This is a genomic window from Streptomyces sp. NPDC001373 (assembly GCF_042895815.1).
Taxonomy (GTDB): domain Bacteria; phylum Actinomycetota; class Actinomycetes; order Streptomycetales; family Streptomycetaceae; genus Streptomyces.
Map to the genome: position 1 here is coordinate 858,841 of NZ_JBIAWQ010000001.1, position 17,887 is coordinate 876,727.

Annotated in this window: 17 protein-coding genes and 1 pseudogene; 10 read left to right on the forward strand and 8 right to left on the reverse strand. The window is 72.8% G+C overall.

Annotation, left to right across the window (positions count from 1 at the left end):
• Window positions 1-12 precede the first annotated feature (12 nt).
• The 4 genes and pseudogenes from ACFY15_RS04215 to ACFY15_RS04230 all read right to left on the reverse strand — a co-directional run bounded on the left by ACFY15_RS04215 (window position 13) and on the right by ACFY15_RS04230 (window position 3,781).
• Window positions 13-1,149 carry a hypothetical protein gene (locus ACFY15_RS04215; RefSeq protein ID WP_390824958.1) on the reverse strand — a complete coding sequence of 379 codons (1,137 nt, stop codon included), beginning with the start codon at window positions 1,147-1,149 and terminating at the stop codon, window positions 13-15.
• A gap of 35 nt (window positions 1,150-1,184) precedes the next feature.
• The gene (locus tag ACFY15_RS04220; protein WP_390687774.1) at window positions 1,185-2,111 is read right to left on the reverse strand and encodes an N-acetylneuraminate synthase family protein; all 927 of its coding nucleotides are present in this window, start codon (window positions 2,109-2,111) and stop codon (window positions 1,185-1,187) included.
• Window positions 2,112-2,228: 117 nt separating this feature from the next.
• Window positions 2,229-2,405: pseudogene (locus tag ACFY15_RS04225) on the reverse strand (cytidylyltransferase domain-containing protein); the annotation flags it as partial.
• Entirely contained in the window at window positions 2,402-3,781 is a 1,380-nt protein-coding gene (locus tag ACFY15_RS04230) for a DUF6716 putative glycosyltransferase (protein WP_390824959.1), read from the reverse strand. The pseudogene ACFY15_RS04225 and the gene ACFY15_RS04230, both read right to left, overlap by 4 nt.
• Window positions 3,782-3,936: 155 nt before the next feature.
• Here ACFY15_RS04230 and ACFY15_RS04235 point away from each other — a divergent pair, with 155 nt between their 5' ends.
• Together ACFY15_RS04235 and ACFY15_RS04240 are read left to right on the forward strand one after the other, a co-directional pair.
• Complete coding sequence (locus tag ACFY15_RS04235) at window positions 3,937-4,929, forward strand: glycosyltransferase family 2 protein (protein ID WP_390687714.1); 993 nt, start codon at window positions 3,937-3,939, stop codon at window positions 4,927-4,929.
• Window positions 4,926-6,287: a polysialyltransferase family glycosyltransferase gene (locus tag ACFY15_RS04240; protein WP_390824960.1), complete on the forward strand. Its 1,362-nt coding sequence runs from the start codon at window positions 4,926-4,928 to the stop codon at window positions 6,285-6,287. Before ACFY15_RS04235 ends, ACFY15_RS04240 begins: the two co-directional genes overlap by 4 nt.
• A 104-nt stretch (window positions 6,288-6,391) precedes the next feature.
• Here ACFY15_RS04240 and leuE read toward each other — a convergent pair whose 3' ends face one another.
• Both leuE and ACFY15_RS04250 read right to left on the reverse strand, forming a co-directional pair.
• Window positions 6,392-7,045 carry a leucine efflux protein LeuE gene (gene leuE, locus ACFY15_RS04245; protein WP_390687712.1) on the reverse strand — a complete coding sequence of 218 codons (654 nt, stop codon included), beginning with the start codon at window positions 7,043-7,045 and terminating at the stop codon, window positions 6,392-6,394.
• Window positions 7,046-7,090: 45 nt separating this feature from the next.
• Window positions 7,091-8,686 (reverse strand): methylmalonyl-CoA mutase, encoded by a 1,596-nt coding sequence (locus ACFY15_RS04250; protein ID WP_390824961.1) that lies wholly within the window; start codon window positions 8,684-8,686, stop codon window positions 7,091-7,093.
• Between the two features lie 165 nt (window positions 8,687-8,851).
• On the opposite strand from ACFY15_RS04250, the gene ACFY15_RS04255 reads away from it, so the two are divergent.
• Complete coding sequence (locus ACFY15_RS04255; protein WP_390824962.1) at window positions 8,852-9,766, forward strand: peptidoglycan-binding protein; 915 nt, start codon at window positions 8,852-8,854, stop codon at window positions 9,764-9,766.
• Between the two features lie 274 nt (window positions 9,767-10,040).
• Here ACFY15_RS04255 and ACFY15_RS04260 read toward each other — a convergent pair whose 3' ends face one another.
• Both ACFY15_RS04260 and ACFY15_RS04265 read right to left on the reverse strand, forming a co-directional pair.
• Complete coding sequence (locus tag ACFY15_RS04260; RefSeq protein WP_390824963.1) at window positions 10,041-11,081, reverse strand: hypothetical protein; 1,041 nt, start codon at window positions 11,079-11,081, stop codon at window positions 10,041-10,043.
• Window positions 11,081-11,800 carry an RNA polymerase sigma factor gene (locus tag ACFY15_RS04265; protein WP_390825044.1) on the reverse strand — a complete coding sequence of 240 codons (720 nt, stop codon included), beginning with the start codon at window positions 11,798-11,800 and terminating at the stop codon, window positions 11,081-11,083. The genes ACFY15_RS04260 and ACFY15_RS04265 overlap by 1 nt, the downstream gene beginning before the upstream one ends.
• A gap of 332 nt (window positions 11,801-12,132) precedes the next feature.
• Here ACFY15_RS04265 and ACFY15_RS04270 point away from each other — a divergent pair, with 332 nt between their 5' ends.
• From ACFY15_RS04270 to ACFY15_RS04300, 7 genes are all read left to right on the forward strand, one after another.
• Window positions 12,133-12,753: a 2-oxo-4-hydroxy-4-carboxy-5-ureidoimidazoline decarboxylase gene (locus ACFY15_RS04270; RefSeq protein WP_390824964.1), complete on the forward strand. Its 621-nt coding sequence runs from the start codon at window positions 12,133-12,135 to the stop codon at window positions 12,751-12,753.
• A 152-nt stretch (window positions 12,754-12,905) separates the two neighbouring features.
• A complete protein-coding gene (gene sdhC, locus ACFY15_RS04275) occupies window positions 12,906-13,286 on the forward strand; it encodes a succinate dehydrogenase, cytochrome b556 subunit (protein WP_390687707.1) in 381 nt (126 codons plus the stop codon).
• A 5-nt stretch (window positions 13,287-13,291) separates the two neighbouring features.
• Window positions 13,292-13,783 (forward strand): succinate dehydrogenase hydrophobic membrane anchor subunit, encoded by a 492-nt coding sequence (locus ACFY15_RS04280; protein ID WP_390687706.1) that lies wholly within the window; start codon window positions 13,292-13,294, stop codon window positions 13,781-13,783.
• 22 nt (window positions 13,784-13,805) lie between these two features.
• Window positions 13,806-15,560, forward strand: a complete 1,755-nt coding sequence (gene sdhA, locus ACFY15_RS04285) for a succinate dehydrogenase flavoprotein subunit (protein WP_390687705.1) — start codon at window positions 13,806-13,808, stop codon at window positions 15,558-15,560.
• Entirely contained in the window at window positions 15,560-16,318 is a 759-nt protein-coding gene (locus ACFY15_RS04290; RefSeq protein WP_366450339.1) for a succinate dehydrogenase iron-sulfur subunit, read from the forward strand. The genes sdhA and ACFY15_RS04290 overlap by 1 nt, the downstream gene beginning before the upstream one ends.
• Window positions 16,319-16,442: 124 nt before the next feature.
• Complete coding sequence (locus ACFY15_RS04295; protein WP_390824965.1) at window positions 16,443-17,015, forward strand: DUF4254 domain-containing protein; 573 nt, start codon at window positions 16,443-16,445, stop codon at window positions 17,013-17,015.
• Window positions 17,012-17,878, forward strand: coding sequence for an inositol monophosphatase family protein (locus ACFY15_RS04300; RefSeq protein WP_390824966.1), 867 nt, complete (start codon window positions 17,012-17,014; stop codon window positions 17,876-17,878). The genes ACFY15_RS04295 and ACFY15_RS04300 overlap by 4 nt, the downstream gene beginning before the upstream one ends.
• Window positions 17,879-17,887 lie beyond the last annotated feature (9 nt).

Below are 17,887 nucleotides of genomic sequence, written 5' to 3' on the forward strand. Positions count from 1 at the left end.
AAACTCGCGCGCTCATCCGGCCGCAGGAGCCGCGCCGAGGGGGAGTCTGCGCACATCACGGGCGGTGTCGATGACGCCCGCGAGGAACCCGCGGGCCTTGGGCGAGGCGGTGGCGGTGAGCCAGGCGGGGTCGATGCCGCACACGGCGACCGTCACACCGGTGCCGGTGAGCGCGTACGGCAGCGTGTGGACGACCGTGGACGGAAAACTGACGACGGTACGCCCGATGGGGCCCCTCCGGGCGACCAGCTCCAGCGGCAGGTCCGGGCGCACGATCTCCAGCCCCGTCGCCTCGCTCAGCGCGCGCAGCTTCTCCGGCGACTCCCGGCGGTGCGCGAAGTACCGGGTCACCCCGTGCTCGCGGGCCAGGGCCCGTACCGCGTCCAGGTAGCGGAACGGGTCGACCACCCCGGTCTCCACCAGGGAGGTGCCGACCAGGTCGGTGCCCTTGGTCAGGCGGGGCGGGCCGAAGCGGGCCCGGGTCCAGGCGAAGTCGTTGACCCGCAGCCGGGCCCCGTCCGGCGGATCGACCGGCATCGAGGTGAACAGCTCGACGGCGTGCCCGGCGCGCGGGGTCAGCCGGCGCCGCGCGGTGCCCGACACCGGGGCGTACGCGAGCTCCCGCACCCGGGACGCGGCCCCGCCGCCGGTGCGGTGCCAGCGGCGCAGCCGCTCGCCGCGGCCGAGCTGCGCGACGAACTCCAGGGTCGCGGTGCCGTCGTCCACGACGACCAGCTCGGCGGCCCGGGCCGGGACCAGCAGCAGCTGGAGGAAGCGGGAGAAGGGGTCGCCGACCACGATCCGCTCCGCGCGGCGCACCGCGGGCGCGAGGGCGGCCAGGGCGCCCGCCGGAGAGCCGGAGCCGCCGCGGGCCTCCTGCCAGTGCACGGCGTGGCCCTCGCCCCGGGCGATCCCGGCGACCCGGCGCAGCTGGCCCCGGGACATCGGGTCGGTCGGGGGGAGGACGACGATGCGCAGCCGGTCGGCGGGCGGGCGCGGGTCGGTCCGGCGCCGGTCGGCGACGCCGGGCTGGCGGGGGACGGCGGTCAGCAGCGGGCCGCCCCCGCGCCGGGCGTGGGCCCACTCCAGCACGTTGAGGAGCTGGACCGGGCTCTCCACGAGGGCGAGGGTGGGGGCTGAGGTGTTCACGACGTACTCCGCTCTGGGGAGGAGGACGGGGACGGTCAGGACGCCGCGGGGGCGGGGGCCGGGAGGGTGCCCCGGACCCGGCGGAGCTTCTTCATGGGGGCGAGCTCGGAGTCGTAGACCTTCTTGACGCCGTCGCCGAGGGCGGTCTCGATGGTGCGGATGTCGCGCACGAGGCGGGCGAGGCCGCCGGGCTCGACGGAGGCGGCCTGGTCGGAGCCCCACATGGCGCGGTCGAGGGTGATGTGCCGCTCGACGAGGACGGCGCCGAGGGCGACGGCGGCCAGGGTGGTCTGCAGGCCCGTCTCGTGGCCGGAGTAGCCGACGGGGACGTTCGGGTACTCCTCCTGGAGGGTGTTGATCATCCGCAGGTTGAGCTCCTCGGCCTTGGCCGGGTAGGTCGAGGTGGCGTGGCAGAGCAGGATGTTCTCGCTGCCGAGCACCTCGACGGCGTGCCGGATCTGCTTCGGGGTGGACATGCCGGTGGAGAGGACGACCGTGCGGCCGGTGGCGCGCACGGCGCGCAGCAGCTCGTCGTCGGTGAGGCAGGCGGAGGCCACCTTGTGGGCGGGGAGGTCGAACTTCTCCAGGAAGGCGACGGCCTCCGTGTCCCAGGGGGAGGCGAACCAGTCGATGCCGCGCTTGGCGCAGTGCTCGTCGATGGCGAGGTAGTCGGCCTCGCCGAACTCGACGCGGTGGCGGTAGTCGATGTAGGTCATGCGGCCCCAGGGGGTGTCGCGTTCGACGTGCCACTGGTCGCGGGGGGTGCAGATCTCCGGGGTGCGCTTCTGGAACTTGACCGCGTCGCATCCGGCCTCGGCGGCGGCGTCGACGAGGGCGAAGGCGGTGCCGAGGTCGCCGTTGTGGTTGATGCCGATCTCGCCGACGACGTAGACCGGCCGGCCGGGACCGGCGATGCGCGGGCCGAGGGTGCGCAGGCGGGGGGTGAGGGGGGCGACGGTCATGGCCTCGGGTGTCCTTCGCTGGGGCGGGCGGGGTGGGCGGGGTGCGGGAGCCGGGTCGAGGAGGGGGCCAGGAGGCGGGCGCGGGCGAGGTCGTGCGGGTCGTCGACCTCCAGGACCCACGTCGGTGACGGTGGGTGCGGCCCGGCAGGCGCGTACGGCGCGGGTGACCAGCGGGACCCCGCCGACGCGTGCGGTGTTCTTGCCCGGGACCCCCTTGGAGCCGCCGCGGGCCGGGATCACGGCGAGGACCCTGCGGGGCCCCTGCCCCGCGGTGGTGCGGGCCCGGGCGCTCACAGCTCGCCCAGCCGGCGGATCGCCGGGGCCACGCGCTGCACCCCGTGCCGGTAGGCCCCCCGCGCGGCCTCGCGCAGCCGTCCCCGTACCCACCGCCGCGCCGCCGACCGCTCGTCCGCGCGCCGCAGGGCCCCCGGCAGCGGGGTCCCGTCGGGGGCGAGGTGCTGGCGGGCGAGGATCCCGGGGAGGTAGCCGGGGGCGGTCTCGGCGGTGTAGTACGGCGCCACGGGCGCGAGCCGCTCCCGCGCGAGCAGCCCGGCGACCCGCTCCCGGGCGCGCGCGTAGGGGTCGGGGCCGGGCTCCGCCGGCCCGGCGGCGGGGACGCCGTGGGCCGCGAGCCAGGCGGGGTCGCCCTGGGGCAGCAGGCCGGCGTCGAGCTGGTTCCAGGAGGCCAGGCAGCCCGAGCCGAGGAAGTGCTGGTTGCCGAGGGCCTCGCGGATGCCGAGGTCGGTCAGGACGGCGGTCGGGATGCCCCGGTGGAGGGACTCCAGGGCGGCCGTGGAGGAGACGGTGACCAGCAGGTCGGTGCCGTCGAGGACCTCGCCCATGTGCCCGTAGACGAGGCGGCAGTTGGGCGGGAGGCCGCCGGGGAGGCGTTCGGCCAGGCGCTGGTAGGGGTGTTCCTCCAGGTGGGTGGTGTGCTCCCCGGGCCGGCTGCGCAGTTTGACCAGGACCTCGCGGTCCGGGTGCAGCCGCGCGTGTCCGGCGGCCCGGCCCAGCAGGTAGGCCCGGTCGGCGCGGCTCTCGGGCACGGAGGGCTGCACCGCGAAGACCACCCGGTGGGTCCGGGCCCCGGCGGGCTCGTACCGGGCCCCCGCCAGGAACGGCAGGGCGGTCTCGGTGACGGCGTCCGGGTCGGCGCCCACGCCCGTGTAGACGGCGCGGAAGCGCTCGGCGTCGTGGCGGGAGTTGGCGAGGACCAGGTCGGCGCCGTGCCGCAGCAGCAGCCCGTCGGCGAGCTTCTCGTAGACGACGCCCACGTACCCGGTGACGAACACGGGCCGGGCCGACGGCTCCGGCCACAGGGCGCGGGCCCCGTGCAGGACGGCCTGGACGGCGCCGCCGACGAGGGCGAGGACGACCACGTCGTGACGTTCGCGCCCGAGCTCCGCGAGGAACTCCGCGCAGGTGACCTCCACCGGTGCGGTGTCCGCGCCGACCCCCGCCTCGCCGAGCTGGCGTGCGGTGGGGGTGGCCCGGCCGCGCAGGAGGTAGCCGGTGATCCGGTGGCCGGCGGGGGTGTCGGAGGGGGTGAGGCGGCGGGCCGTGTGGGCGCCCCATTTCCATCGCGTGTCGGAATCGGCGAGTACGGCGATCCGCTGATCGGCCGGGCTTCTTCTGAGTGGCACTGGCACCCGGCAGAAGCTATTCCGCATTTCCGGTGGTCGGCCCAACGAGCGCACAACGGCGGGTTAACAACCCGTCGACGAAATGCGAAAGCGCCCTGGTTAACGGGACCGCCCCGCGTCGTTCACACGGAATACGCGTCGGGGCCACGGTGAATGCCGGGCCGCACCCTAGGGTCTCGCGGGTGCTCAAGCTCTCTGTCGTCGTGCCGTTCTACAACGTGCGGACATACGCACCGGATGCCCTGAGGAGCCTCGGACTCAATGCCCGCGAGGACTTCGAGTTCCTGCTCGTCGACGACCGTTCGACGGACGGGACGCCCGCGCTGCTGGAGCGCGCCGCGGCGACCCTGCCGGGGGCGGTGCTGCTGAGACGGGAGCGCAACGGCGGGCTGGCGACCGCCCGCAACACCGGGCTGGACGCGGCGCGCGGGGAGTACGTCGCCTTCCTGGACGGCGACGACTGGCTGGCACCGGGCCACCTGTCCCGCACGCTCGCCGCCATCGAGGCTCTGAACTGCGACTTCGTCCGTACCGACCATGTGCAGGCGACGGGCCGGGAGCGGGCCGTGCAGCGGGTTCCGTACGGGCCGGAGCGGGTGGTGGCCGACCCCCGCGCCGGGATCCTGCCGGCCTCGCGGGCCACCGCGGTGGACTATCCGTACGCCTGGGCCGGGATGTACCACCGGCGGCTGCTGGACCGGGGGCTGCTGCACTTCACCGACGGGCTGCGGACGGCCGAGGACCGGCCGTGGATCTGGCGGCTGCACCGGGAGGCGCGGTCGTTCGCGGCGGTCGGCCTGCCGGGGATCTTCTACCGGCGGGGCATTTCCACCTCGTTGACGCAGATCGGGGACGAGCGCCAGCTCGATTTCATTCGGGCATTCGACCAGGTGATCGCGGACACGGCCGCCGACCGGGAATCCGAACTCCTGATCCCCAAGGCCGTCCGAACGTATTGCGCGATTATCGCGCACCATATCGGCTCGATCGAAAGGTTCGAACCGGCCGTGGCGAAAAAACTCCGGTCGATGAGTGCGGACGCGCTCGGCCGCCTGCCGCGCGCGGCGCTGGACGGGGCCCTGGACTCGATGGACGCCGACCGCTCCGCCCTGCTGCGCAGGCTGCGCCGCAGGACCGCCCCCGCCACCGCCGGGGCCCCGGGGGCCGCCGCGTGAACGTGACGCAGCTCTTCCTCGCCTCCACCCTCTACGGCACGGCCACCCTCGCCGCCGCCCTCGACGCCGGCTGCCTCCCGCCGGCCGGTCGCCGGATCCTGCTGACCAGCAACCACTCCCCAGCTCCCGAGATCACGCCGGGCCTCGACGCCATGCCGGGCTTCGCCGCGCTGCGCACCCGCTTCGACGAGGTGCTCGACTGGAACGCGGTCGTCGCCCCGCAGCACCCGAGCGTCTGGGCGCCGCGCCCGGAGGACGTCCCGCTGTGGGAGCGGCAGCTGCGGCGGTCGTGGGGCCTGGGCGAGGACCGGGTCGAGCTGGTCGTGGAGTCCCTCCAGGTGCCGCCCGCGCAGAGCCTGTGCCGGCTGTTCCCGGGCGCCGCGATCGACGTCTACGCCGACGGGCTCATGTCGTACGGGCCCACCCGCTTCCGGCTCGACCCGCAGATCGGGATGCGGGTGCGGCGGGTGCTGCACCTGGACCTGGTCCCGGGGCTGGAGCCGCTGCTGCTGACCGAGTTCGGGGTGCGGGGTGAGCTGGTGCCGGCGCCGGCCGCCCTGAAGGTCTTCGCCGAACTGGCCGACCTGGGGAACCCGCCCGGAGCCGGCCTCACGGCCGCGGGAGGGGACGGGGACGGGGCCGGGGAAGAGCCCCCCGCCCTGCTGCTGGGCCAGTACCTGTCCGCGCTGGAGCTGATGTCCCCGGACGAGGAGGAGGAACTGCACGCCTCGATGGTGCGCGGCGCCTACGAGTGGGGACACCGGGACCTGGTCTTCAAACCGCACCCCGGCGCCCCCGCGGCCTACTGGCGGCGAGCCGAGGCCGAGGCCGCCCGGCTCGGGGCCCGGCTGACCGTGCTGGACGCGCCGGTGCTGGCCGAGACCCTCTACCAGCGGCTGCGCCCGGCGCTGGTGGTGGGCTGCTTCTCGACGGGGCTGCTGACGGCCCGGGCGCTGTACGGGATCCCGGTGGCGCGGACCGGCACGGCGTCCGTGCTGGGCCGGCTGGTCCCGTACCAGAACAGCAACCGGATCCCGCTGACGCTGGTGGACGCGCTGGTCCCGGACCTGGACGGGCCGCCGCGGGATCCCCCCGCCGACCTGCCCGGACTGGTCTCGGCGGTGGGCTTCACCATGCAGCCCCGGATCCTGCCGGAGCGCCGCCCCGGGGCCGAGGCGTACCTGGCGCGGCACCTGGACCCGTACACCCGGCGCTACTTCGGACGCCGCAGGCTGACCGCCCTGGGGCTGCCGGGCGGGATCCCGCGGCGGCTGGCGTTCCTGCCGCGCAGCCGCGCCGTGCGGCGGGCGGCGCACCGGCTGCGCAGGCGGCTGGGCCGGCTGGGCGCCGGCTTCTGACGCCCCTCGGGCGATGGCCGGAGGCGGGCGCGGGCCGGTCAATGGCCGCGGGCGGGCGCGGGCCGGGCGGCGCCCGGAGGCCTGCGCGGGTCAGGCGGCGCCCGTCAGCTGACGGCGAGCTTGGCTGCGAAGCCCAGGAAGATCACGCCCGCCGCCGAGGTCGCCCCGGCCGACAGCCGCTTGCGGCGGCGGAAGGCGGCCGACAGGCGGGTGCCCGTGAAGATCAGGGTGGACAGGTAGAGGAGGCTGACCAGCTGGGAGACGGTCCCGAGTAGCAGGAACGACAGTGCGGGGTAGGCGTACCCCGGGTCGACGAACTGCACGAAGAACGACAGCAGGAACAGGATGGCCTTCGGGTTGAGCAGGCTGACCAGCAGCGCCCGCCGGTACGGGCGCTCGGCCGCGCCCGCCGCCTCCGGGCCGTCCGGCTCCGGCTCCTCGTCGCGCGTCCGGCGCGCCTGCCACATCGCCCACGCGGCCCGCATCATGCCGACGGCCAGCCAGCCCAGGTAGCCGGCCCCGAGCACCTTGACCACGGTGAACAGCACCGGGCTGGCCTGGAGCAGCGCGCCCGCGCCGACGGCCGCGAGCACCATGAGCACGGTGTCACCGGTGAACACGCCGCAGGCGGCCTTGTAGCCCTGCCTCACCCCGCGCCGCGAGGCGACGGAGAGGACGTAGAGGGAGTTCGGCCCCGGCAGCAGGACGATCAGCACCACGGCGGCGAAATAAGTAGGAAGATCTGTCACACCCAGCATGGGCAGGAGTGTCCCACAGGTACGCACCTGTCATGCCAGTGTGTTTCACGCACCGAGACCCGACGGCTCGTACGTCCCCCAGACCTCCCGCAGCACCCCGCACACCTCCCCGACCGTGGCCCGCGCCCGCAGCGCCTCCTTCATCGGGTACAGCACGTTCTCCTCCGCTCCGGCGGCCGCCTCCCGCAGCTCCTCCAGCGTGGACCGCACCGCCTCCGCGTCCCGCCCGGCCCGCAGCCGGGCCAGCGCCTCGCACTGCCGGACCTCGATCGCCGGATCGACGCGCAGCGGCGCGTACGGCTCCTCCCGTTCCAGCGCGAAGCGGTTGACCCCGACCACGGTCCGCGCCCCGGCCTCCTGCTCCCGCGCGATCCGGTAGGCGTTGGCCTCGATCTCCCCCTTCTGGAACCCGGCCTCGATCGCCGCGACCGCCCCGCCGAGGTCCTCGACCCGCCGCATCAGGGCCAGGGCCGCCTCCTCCAGCTGGTCCGTCATCCGCTCCACGGCGTAGGACCCGGCGAAGGGGTCGACGGTGTGCGGCACGTCCGTCTCGTAGGCCAGCACCTGCTGGGTCCGCAGCGCCAGCCGGGCCGCCTTCTCCGTGGGCAGGGCGATGGCCTCGTCGAAGGAGTTGGTGTGCAGCGACTGGGTGCCGCCGAGGACCGCGGCCAGCGCCTGCACGCCCACCCGTACGAGGTTGAGCTCGGGCTGCTGCGCCGTCAGCTGGACCCCGGCGGTCTGGGTGTGGAAGCGCAGCATCAGCGACCGGGGGTCCTTCGCGCCGAACTGCTCGCGCATGACGCGGGCCCAGATCCGCCGGGCCGCCCGGAACTTGGCCACCTCCTCCAGGAGGGTCGTGCGGGCGACGAAGAAGAAGGACAGGCGGGGGGCGAACTCGTCGACGGCCATCCCGGCGGCGAGCGCCGTCCGGACGTAGGCGATCGCGTCGGCCAGGGTGAAGGCGACCTCCTGGACAGGCGAGGCGCCCGCCTCGGCCATGTGGTAGCCGGAGACGGAGATGGTGTTCCACCGGGGGAGCTCGGCGCGGCAGTAGCGGAAGGTGTCGGCGGTCAGCCGCAGGGAGGGACCGGGCGGGAAGACGTACGTCCCGCGCGCGATGTACTCCTTCAGGACGTCGTTCTGGATCGTGCCGGTCAGCCGGGCGCCCGCGATGCCCCGCTCCTCGGCGACGAGCTGGTACATCAGGAGCAGCAGGGCGGCCGGGGCGTTGATCGTCATCGAGGTGGAGACGCGGTCGAGGGGGATGTCCTCGAAGAGCACGCGCAGGTCCTCGACGGAGTCGACGGCGACGCCGACCTTGCCGACCTCCCCGGCGGCGAGGGGGGCGTCGGAGTCGTGGCCCATCTGGGTGGGCAGGTCGAAGGCCACGGACAGGCCGGTGCCCCCGCCCTCGATGAGGCGGCGGAAGCGGGCGTTGGACTCGGCGGCCGTGCCGAAGCCGGCGTACTGGCGCATGGTCCAGGGCCGGGCCGTGTACATCGCGGGGTGGATGCCGCGGGTGAACGGGTACTCCCCCGGCGCCCCGAGGCTGCCCGCCGGGTCCCAGCCCGTCAGGGCCGATGGCCCGTAGACCGGTTCGATCGGGATCCCGCTCTCGGTGCGGGCCGTGGGACGGACCATGTCGTGCACCCTCCGTGTCCGTGGAGCCGACCGGCCCGGGGCCGGTACGACCGCGCCCGCGACGGCCGCTGGTCACAATGGCGCAACATCGCGGGTTCGTCCGCAACTGTCCACGCCCGTGAGGCATCACCCAGATACACGACGACGAATTCGGGGGAACCGCGAATGCACCGACAGAGAGTCACCATCCGCACGCTCGGCCTTGCCGCCGCCGTCGCGTTCGCCGCGACCGCCTGCGGTCCCCAGCATTCCGGTTCCGCTCCGGCGGCGCGGTCCGCACCGGTCGCTCCCCCCTCGGCGTCCCCGTCCGGGCAGGACGACAAGCCGGGCGCCTCCTCACCCGCTCCGTCGCCCTCGCCGTCCTCGTCCCCCTCGTCCTCCCCGTCGGCCCCGCCCCCCTCCTCGGCCCCGGCCCCGGCCCCGCCGTCGGGGTCCGCGGCCCCGGCCGTCAAGCCGGTCATGGCCAACGGCGACGAGAGCGACCAGGTCCGCGAGCTCCAGGCCCGGCTGAGGCAGCTGAAGCTGATGTCGGTGGCGCCCACCGGCTTCTACGGCTCGAAGACGACCGCCGCCGTGAAGACCTTCCAGTCGCAGCAGGGGCTCGGCGCGACCGGCGCGGTGGACGAGGCCACCTGGCACAGGCTCCAGGGCCTCAGCAGGAAGCCCACGGAGGAGGAGCTGCGCCCGCCGACCACCAACGAGCCGGCCGCCCCGGACCCGCACTGCCTGCAGGGCCGGGTGATGTGCATCAGCAAGGAGAGCCGCACCCTCGCCTGGATGATCGACGGCAGGGTGGTCTCCACGATGGACGTGCGCTTCGGCTCGGAGAACACGCCGACCCGCGAGGGCCTGTTCCAGGTGGAGTGGAAGGCGAAGGACTGGACCTCGACGATCTACCACACGCCGATGCCGTACTCGATGTTCTTCAGTCAGGGCCAGGCGGTGCACTACTCGGCCGACTTCGCGGCCCGCGGCTACGCCGGCGCCTCGCACGGCTGCGTGAACGTCCGGGACAAGCAGAAGCTGGCGGCGCTGTTCGACCAGGTGAAGGTCGGCGACAAGGTCGTCGTCTACTGGTGACGGTGATTCGGCCGGCCGACCGGCCGCAGCCGTGGGAGGAGAGAGGGCGCGGGCAGGGCCGGGGGAACGTGCCCCGCCCGCGCCGGGTGCGCAGAGCCCAGGGGTACGGGGGGAACCCCGGCTCTCGCGCGGCCGATGACCAGTCGGCTCGTTCTGTACTGCGCCGGCGGTTCGAAAAGTGTTACTGCCGTGCGCACGGGCCGGTGCGGAAACGATTCCGCCCCGTGTTTCCGGGTGTTCCGAGCCGCGTTCGCAGACCGGTTCCCGACCCCCGTCAGCGGGTGCGGAAGCCCAGCGGGCCGCCCGGGTCCGCCGTCGTCGGCGAGGGGAGGACGACGCTGCCCGGGTCGACGGAGCCGCCCTGCGGGGTGCCCGAGCGGGGCGCGTCCAGCAGGGTCGCGCAGAAGCGCGGCACCTTGGCGAGTCCGCCGGCGATGCGGGCGAGGTACTCCTTGCGGTCCTCGGCCAGCCTGTTCGCGAGGTGGTCCCGGCACAGGTTCTCGGGGCGGTCCTTGCCCGCCTCCTTGCCGTCCTCGTCGGCGCTGCCGTCGCCGCCGCCGTCCTTGTCGGTGAACGTGTTGCGGGTGCCGTCGGTGCCCGCCGCGCCGCCGCCTCCCGTGCCGGGCGTCGTCGCCGCGCCGGGCGGCAGCGACACGCTGGGGACGGTGTCCAGGGGGACACGGGTCTGCCCGCCCGGCGGCAGCGAGAAGCCGGGGCCGGGAGAGGCGAGCCCGCCGCCGCCCTCCGGGGTGGGCCGCAGCTGCGGGACCTCGGGGGTGGGGCCGGCCGTCTCCCCGGCGGGGGTGCGGTCCGAGTCGGCGCTGACCGACACGGCGGGCGCGGGGCCGGCCGTGAGGTGCACGGCCCGGTCCAGCAGGCCGGTGCCGGCGACGGCGGCGATACCGCCGACCGCGACCCCGGCCAGCGCGGCCGCCAGCCCGAAGCGGACGGGAGTGCCGTAGCGGCGCTGCGCGGGGATCCGTACGACGGGTATGGGCGCCAGGTCGATGACGGGCTCTTCGGGGGCTCCCGTCCCGGGCGCGCCGGAGCGGCCCGCCTCGGGCGCCGCCGCCGAGACCGCCGCCGCGGCCCGCGTCGCGTGCGCCGCGCGGAACGCGGCCAGGGCCGCGGCCTCGCCGGGCAGCTCACCGTTGCCCGCGGGCGGTGGGGTCAGGGCGTCGAGGGCGGCGCGCAGCCGCTCGGCCTCGGCGCGGGCACGGGGGTCGCCCCCGGGTACGACCGGCCCGGCGGCCCGTCCGCGCAGCAGCTCCTCCGCCGTGGCTCCGTCCAGCCACGCCTTGTGCTCGTCGGCCATCACATGTCCTTCTGCGTCCGCCAACGTGAATGCGTCACACCGGTTTGTTCGACGAGGGCCTTGGCCCGTGCCCGCTGCGCCGGTACGGCGTCGAGGTCACGGTCCCGCGCCAGGTCTCCGGCATTATGGCCGACCCGCGCCCGGGCCTCGCCCCCGCCCGCGGGACCCGACTCGGCGTTCAGCAGTTCGGCGAGCTTCTTCAGCCCCCGGTGCGCCGCCGTGCGGACCGCGCCGGGCCGTTTGCCCAGGGTCTCGGCCGCGCTCTTCGCGTCGAGGCCGACGACCACCCGCAGGACGACGGCCTCGGCCTGGTCCTGCGGGAGCTGGGCTATCAGCGCCATGGTGCGGCCCGTGGAGAGGGCCTCCATGGCCTCGCCGTAGGTGTCGGAGTCCGCGGCCCGTCCGGTCAGCTCGGTCTCGTCGCCGCCGACGGCGGGCCGGCGGCCGCGCATGCGGATGTGGTCGAGGGCCCGGTTGCGGGCGATGCGTGCCGCCCAGCCGCGGAAGCGGTCGGCGTCTCCGGTGAAGGAGCCGAGGTCGCGGGCGATCTGCAGCCATGCCTCGGAGGTCACGTCCTCGGCGTCGCCGTCCCCGACGAGCGTGCGTACGTATCCGAGCAGGCGCGGGTGCACGGCGCGGTACACAGTCCGGAACGCGCTCTCGTCGCCGTCCTGTGCCGCGAGCACCGCGGCGGTCAGCTCCGCGTCGTCCCCCAGCAAAGTCCCCAACCCGTTCGACGTCCTGTACGTGTGGCGCAAATCCGCACGTTACGGCTTTCACGTACCTCCCGTCCACGCGTTGTACAACCAGCAACCAACCCTGCGCGGAGCGAGGTGTGACAGAAAACGCACTCCGGACGCTGACACAGATACGGGCTTGTCGCACGAGCCCGTGACGGATGGCGACCGGGGCCTCTCCTGTGGGGGGTGGCGGCCTCGGTCGCCCTCCCCTCTCTTCGGCCGGTTCACACCGGCCCGGGTGTCATCCTTTCGGCTCACTTCCGGGTGAAAACCCCTTATGCATACGCCACCCCCACTCCGGGATCGCTAGCGTGGCGGTACACCCGCGCCGCGCCCCGAGGAGAACTCCGCTGTCCAGCCCCCTTCCGGCACAGGTCCGCGGCCCGGTCTCCACTCCGGGCGCCGGGCTGGCGCGGTTCAACGGCCTGCCGCCCGAGCACGCCCGGACGGCCCTGCTGCACTGCTGCGGCAGCGTCCGGTGGGGCCGGAGGGTGGCCGACCACCGCCCCTACCCGGACACCGCCTCCCTGCTGGCGGCGGCCGACGAGGCCGCGTACGACATGTCCCAGGACGACCTCTCCGAGGCACTGGCCCGCGAGTCCTCCGCGGAACTCGGCCACGGGGCGCCCTACGCCGCGCTGGTGGCGCTGGACGCGGCCCGGGCCGAGTACGAGCGCACCTTCGGGCACGCCTTCGTGATCTGCCTGGACGGCCATCCGCCGGAGGAGCAGATAAGCCAGCTGCTGGCCTCGATCCGCCGCAGGATGGGTCACGAGATCGACGAGGAGCGCTCGATCGCGGCCGACGAACTGCGGATGGCCGCCCGCTCCCGGCTGCTGGGTCTGCTCGACCGGCTGGCCGCATCCGGCCGCCAGGACCCGGACGACGGCCTGTCAGCGGCTGATTTCGGCCTATTTGCCCCTGCGGGATAGGCCGTCCGTGCCTGTTTGATCACACCAGCGGACCCCGCGCGAGGGAACCGACGAAGCGTCGCTACGATGTCCGGGGCCGGTGGACCGTACCCGGCCGGGCCCGACCGACAAAGAAGCCGGCTGGCCCCCGCCCCGCTTCCGGAGGGTTTTCCGTGCCGGCTGGAACGTTGTACCGCGGCCGGGAAGGAATGTGGTCCTGGGTGGCTCATCGAGTCACCGGCGTCCTCATTTTCTTCTTCCTGTTCGTACACGTCCTCGACACCGCTCTCGTCCGCGTCTCCCCTGAGGCGTACGACGATGTCGTGGCTACCTACAAGACTCCGATCGTCGCGCTGCTGGAGTACGGCCTCGTGGCCGCCATCCTCTTCCACGCGCTCAACGGTCTCCGTGTCATCGCCGTGGACTTCTGGTCCAAGGGCCCCCGCTACCAGAAGCAGATGCTCTGGAGCGTCGTGGGCATCTGGATCGTGCTGATGATCGGGGCCCTGTACCCCGTCCTCGGCCACGCCTACCGCGTTCTGTTCGGGGAGTGACACGCATGTCTTCTGACACTTCTTCCGCCCAGGCGATCGGCTCCGACGGCGCCGTGACGGGCCTGTCCCTCTACGACGCCGACAACCCGGCGCCCTACATCGAGGCCCCGCGCAAGCGGACCGGCAAGACCCCGCGCTCGACCCGCGGCAACTTCGAGATGGCCGCGTGGCTCTTCATGCGCCTCTCGGGCATCGTGCTGGTCGTCCTCGTCATCGGCCACCTGCTGATCCAGCTGGTGCTGGACGGCGGCGTCTCCAAGGTCGGCTTCGCCTTCGTCGCCGGCCGCTGGGCTTCCCCGTTCTGGCAGGTCTGGGACCTGCTGATGCTGTGGCTGGCCATGCTGCACGGCGCCAACGGTCTGCGTACCGTCATCAACGACTACGCGGAGCGCGCCAACACGCGGCTGTGGCTGAAGGGCCTGCTCTACACCGCCACGGTGTTCACCATCCTTCTGGGCACGCTGGTGATCTTCACCTTCGACCCGAACATCCGCTAGGCAACGGGCTGAGGCGAATCCAATGAAGATCCACAAGTACGACACCGTCATCGTCGGCGCCGGTGGCGCGGGCATGCGCGCCGCCATCGAGGCGACGAAGCGCAGCCGCACCGCCGTGCTGACGAAGCTCTACCCCACCCGCTCCCACACGGGCGCCGCGCAGGGCGGCATGGCCGCCGCGCTGGCCAACGTGGAGGACGACAACTGGGAGTGGCACACCTTCGACACGGTCAAGGGCGGTGACTACCTGGTCGACCAGGACGCCGCCGAGATCCTGGCGAAGGAGGCCATCGACGCGGTCCTCGACCTCGAGAAGATGGGCCTGCCGTTCAACCGCACCCCGGACGGCACCATCGACCAGCGCCGCTTCGGCGGCCACTCCCGCAACCACGGCGAGGCGCCGGTCCGCCGGTCCTGCTACGCCGCGGACCGCACCGGCCACATGATCCTCCAGACGCTGTACCAGAACTGCGTCAAGGAGGGCGTGGAGTTCTTCAACGAGTTCTACGTCCTGGACCAGCTGCTGGTCGAGGAGGACGGCGTCAAGAAGTCCGCGGGTGTGGTCGCGTACGAGCTCGCCACCGGCGAGATCCACGTCTTCCAGGCCAAGGCGGTCATCTACGCCTCCGGCGGCACCGGCAAGTTCTTCAAGGTGACCTCCAACGCGCACACCCTCACGGGTGACGGCCAGGCGGCCTGCTACCGCCGCGGCCTGCCGCTGGAGGACATGGAGTTCTTCCAGTTCCACCCGACGGGCATCTGGCGCATGGGCATCCTGCTGACGGAGGGCGCCCGTGGTGAGGGCGGCATCCTCCGCAACAAGGACGGCGAGCGCTTCATGGAGAAGTACGCGCCGGTCATGAAGGACCTCGCGTCCCGTGACGTCGTCTCGCGCTCCATCTACACCGAGATCCGTGAGGGCCGCGGCTGCGGTCCGGCCGGCGACCACGTGTACCTGGACCTGACGCACCTCCCGCCGGAGCAGCTGGACGCGAAGCTGCCGGACATCACGGAGTTCGCGCGCACCTACCTCGGCATCGAGCCCTACACGGACCCGATCCCGATCCAGCCCACCGCGCACTACGCCATGGGCGGCATCCCGACCAACGTCGAGGGTGAGGTCCTGGCGGACAACACCACCGTCGTCCCCGGCCTGTACGCGGCCGGCGAGGTCGCGTGCGTGTCGGTGCACGGCGCCAACCGCCTGGGCACCAACTCGCTGCTGGACATCAACGTCTTCGGCAAGCGCTCCGGCATCGCGGCGGCCGAGTACGCGGCGAAGCACGACTTCGTCGAGCTGCCGGAGAACCCGGCGCAGCAGGTCGCCGACCTGGTCGAGCAGCTGCGCAACTCCACGGGCAAGGAGCGGGTCGCCGACCTGCGCCTGGAGCTCCAGGAGACGATGGACGCGTGCGTGATGGTGTTCCGCACGGAGCAGACCATCAAGACCGCGGTCGAGAAGATCGCGGAGCTGCGCGAGCGCTACAAGAACGTGTCCGTCCAGGACAAGGGCAAGCGCTTCAACACGGACCTGCTGGAGGCCATCGAGCTGGGCAACCTGCTCGACCTGGCCGAGGTCATGGCCGTGTCCGCCCTCGCGCGCAAGGAGTCCCGCGGCGGTCACTACCGCGAGGACTACCCGAACCGCGACGACGTCAACTTCATGCGCCACACCATGGCGTACCGCGAGGTCGGCGCCGACGGCAAGGACTCCGTCCGCCTGGACTACAAGCCCGTCGTCGTCACCCGCTACCAGCCGATGGAGCGTAAGTACTGATGGCTACTCCGACCCTCGACAAGGTGGAGTCCGAGGCCGCGGCCTCGCACAACATCACGGTCACCTTCCGGATCCGCCGCTACAACCCCGAGGTCTCGGCCGAGGCGGAGTGGCAGGACTTCCAGATCGAGATCGACCCGAAGGAGCGCGTGCTCGACGGTCTCCACAAGATCAAGTGGGACCTCGACGGCACGCTGACCTTCCGCCGCTCGTGCGCGCACGGCATCTGCGGCTCCGACGCGATGCGGATCAACGGCAAGAACAGGCTCGCCTGCAAGACGCTGATCAAGGACATCAACCCGGAGAAGCCCATCACCGTCGAGGCCATCAAGGGCCTCACGGTGATGAAGGACCTCGTCGTCGACATGGAGCCCTTCTTCCAGGCGTACCGGGACGTCATGCCGTTCCTGGTCACCAAGGGCAACGAGCCGACGCGCGAGCGCCTGCAGTCCGCCGAGGACCGCGAGCGCTTCGACGACACCACCAAGTGCATCCTGTGCGCCGCGTGCACGTCCTCGTGCCCGGTGTTCTGGAACGACGGCCAGTACTTCGGCCCGGCGGCGATCGTCAACGCCCACCGCTTCATCTTCGACTCGCGTGACGAGGCCGGCGAGCAGCGGCTGGAGATCCTGAACGACAAGGACGGCGTGTGGCGCTGCCGCACGACCTTCAACTGCACCGACGCGTGCCCGCGCGGCATCGAGGTCACGAAGGCGATCCAGGAAGTCAAGCGCGCCCTGATCACGCGCCGCTTCTGATCCGCGTCCGTCTGACGCCGCGAGGCCCCGTACCCGGAGACAGTCCGGCTACGGGGCCTCGCCCGTGCCCGGGCCGCCTCCTTGGGCTGTTCGCCGAACGGACCGGACCCTATTCTTGCGCTTTGTGACTGACTCCTTACACGAGCACGGCACGACGGAGACGGGCGCGTTACGCCTGCGAGCACTCCTCGGCAGCGCGCTGGAAGAAGCAGGACGCCAGGCGCCCGGCACGGCAGGACGGATCCTGGTCGAACTGCTCAACGCCGCGGAAGCCCTGCTCCGGCAGAACCGGGAACAGTGGAAGCTGGAAGACGTCTCCCACGACCCGGCAACCGGCATGGCGCAGCTGGCCCGGACCAAGCAGATGATCGACCGGTCGAACGCGATCCGCACGGACCAGATCAACCGAATCGATCAACTGGCCCAGCAGCTGCAGCGCGATCGGACTTCGTCGGGCGAGTCTCCGCCCCTCCACCTCTCCGAGACCGTCGGCGAACTCACCGACCGGATCTGCATCCTGCTCCTCAAAGAGGAATACGCGGCCGACCACGAGGCCGGTGACTTCGCCGGCCGCAAATCCCGTCACCTGGCTCGCTCCCTGGAGTTGACCGTGACGGCGATGGTCCGGGGCCATGCCGCCCTCCCACCACGGGGGATCATGAAGTTCTACGGCCCCGCGGAGGAGCGGCCCACGTGAGCGAAGCCGAAAGCGTACGCCGTGTGCTGCTGGAGGCCGCAGACCGGTACCTGCGCAACCCCGACCGGACCGCCGAGATCAAGGGCGTCCGTGACCTGGTGACCGAGACCGACCGGGCGCTGGGCCGCTTCCTGGCCGACCGCCTGACCACCGTGCGCGGTGATGCGGCCGTGTACGCCGAAGACCTGCCCGGCGCTGCCCCCCACCGCGCCGCCTCGTCACCCGTGTTCCCCGACTGCCCGCGATGGCGCTGGCGGCTCGACCCCGTCGACGGCACCGTCAACTTCGCGAGGGGGCTCCCCTGGTACTCCGTGTGCGTGACCCTCGAACAGGGGGACCGCACCGAACTCGCCGTTGTCCTCGACGTCGAACACGGTCGGCTGGTGACGGCGGTCGCCGGCGGGGGCACAGTCCGTCACACCATCACACCGGGCGGCTTCGCAGCGGATGCCGGCCCCGCCGAACCGGTCCACACCGTCGCCCGGCCGATCGACGCGTCGCTGATCTCGGTCATGCTGACCCCGAAAATGAGCAGGGGCGCCCGCGCCGCCACCCTGCGCCTGATCGACCACCTGCTGGACCACACCCAGGGCGTGCGGATCGTCGTCAGTCAGGCACTGGAGGCAGTGCTGCTGGCACAGGGCCAACTGGACGCCGTTGTCAGTCTGGAGAGCAGTGGCGGCTGGACCCGTTCGGCCGCCATGCTGTTCGCGTGCGAGGCGGGCGGCCGAGTGACGGAGCTCCACGACATCAGCGGCAGCCGGACCGGCTTCCTGTTGTCGGCCGGGGAGGAGTTCACCCGCTGGCTCGGTGAGTGGTGCGTCAGCCACGGAATCACGCCCGTGGCCCGAGTGGAGGGATGAACATGAGCG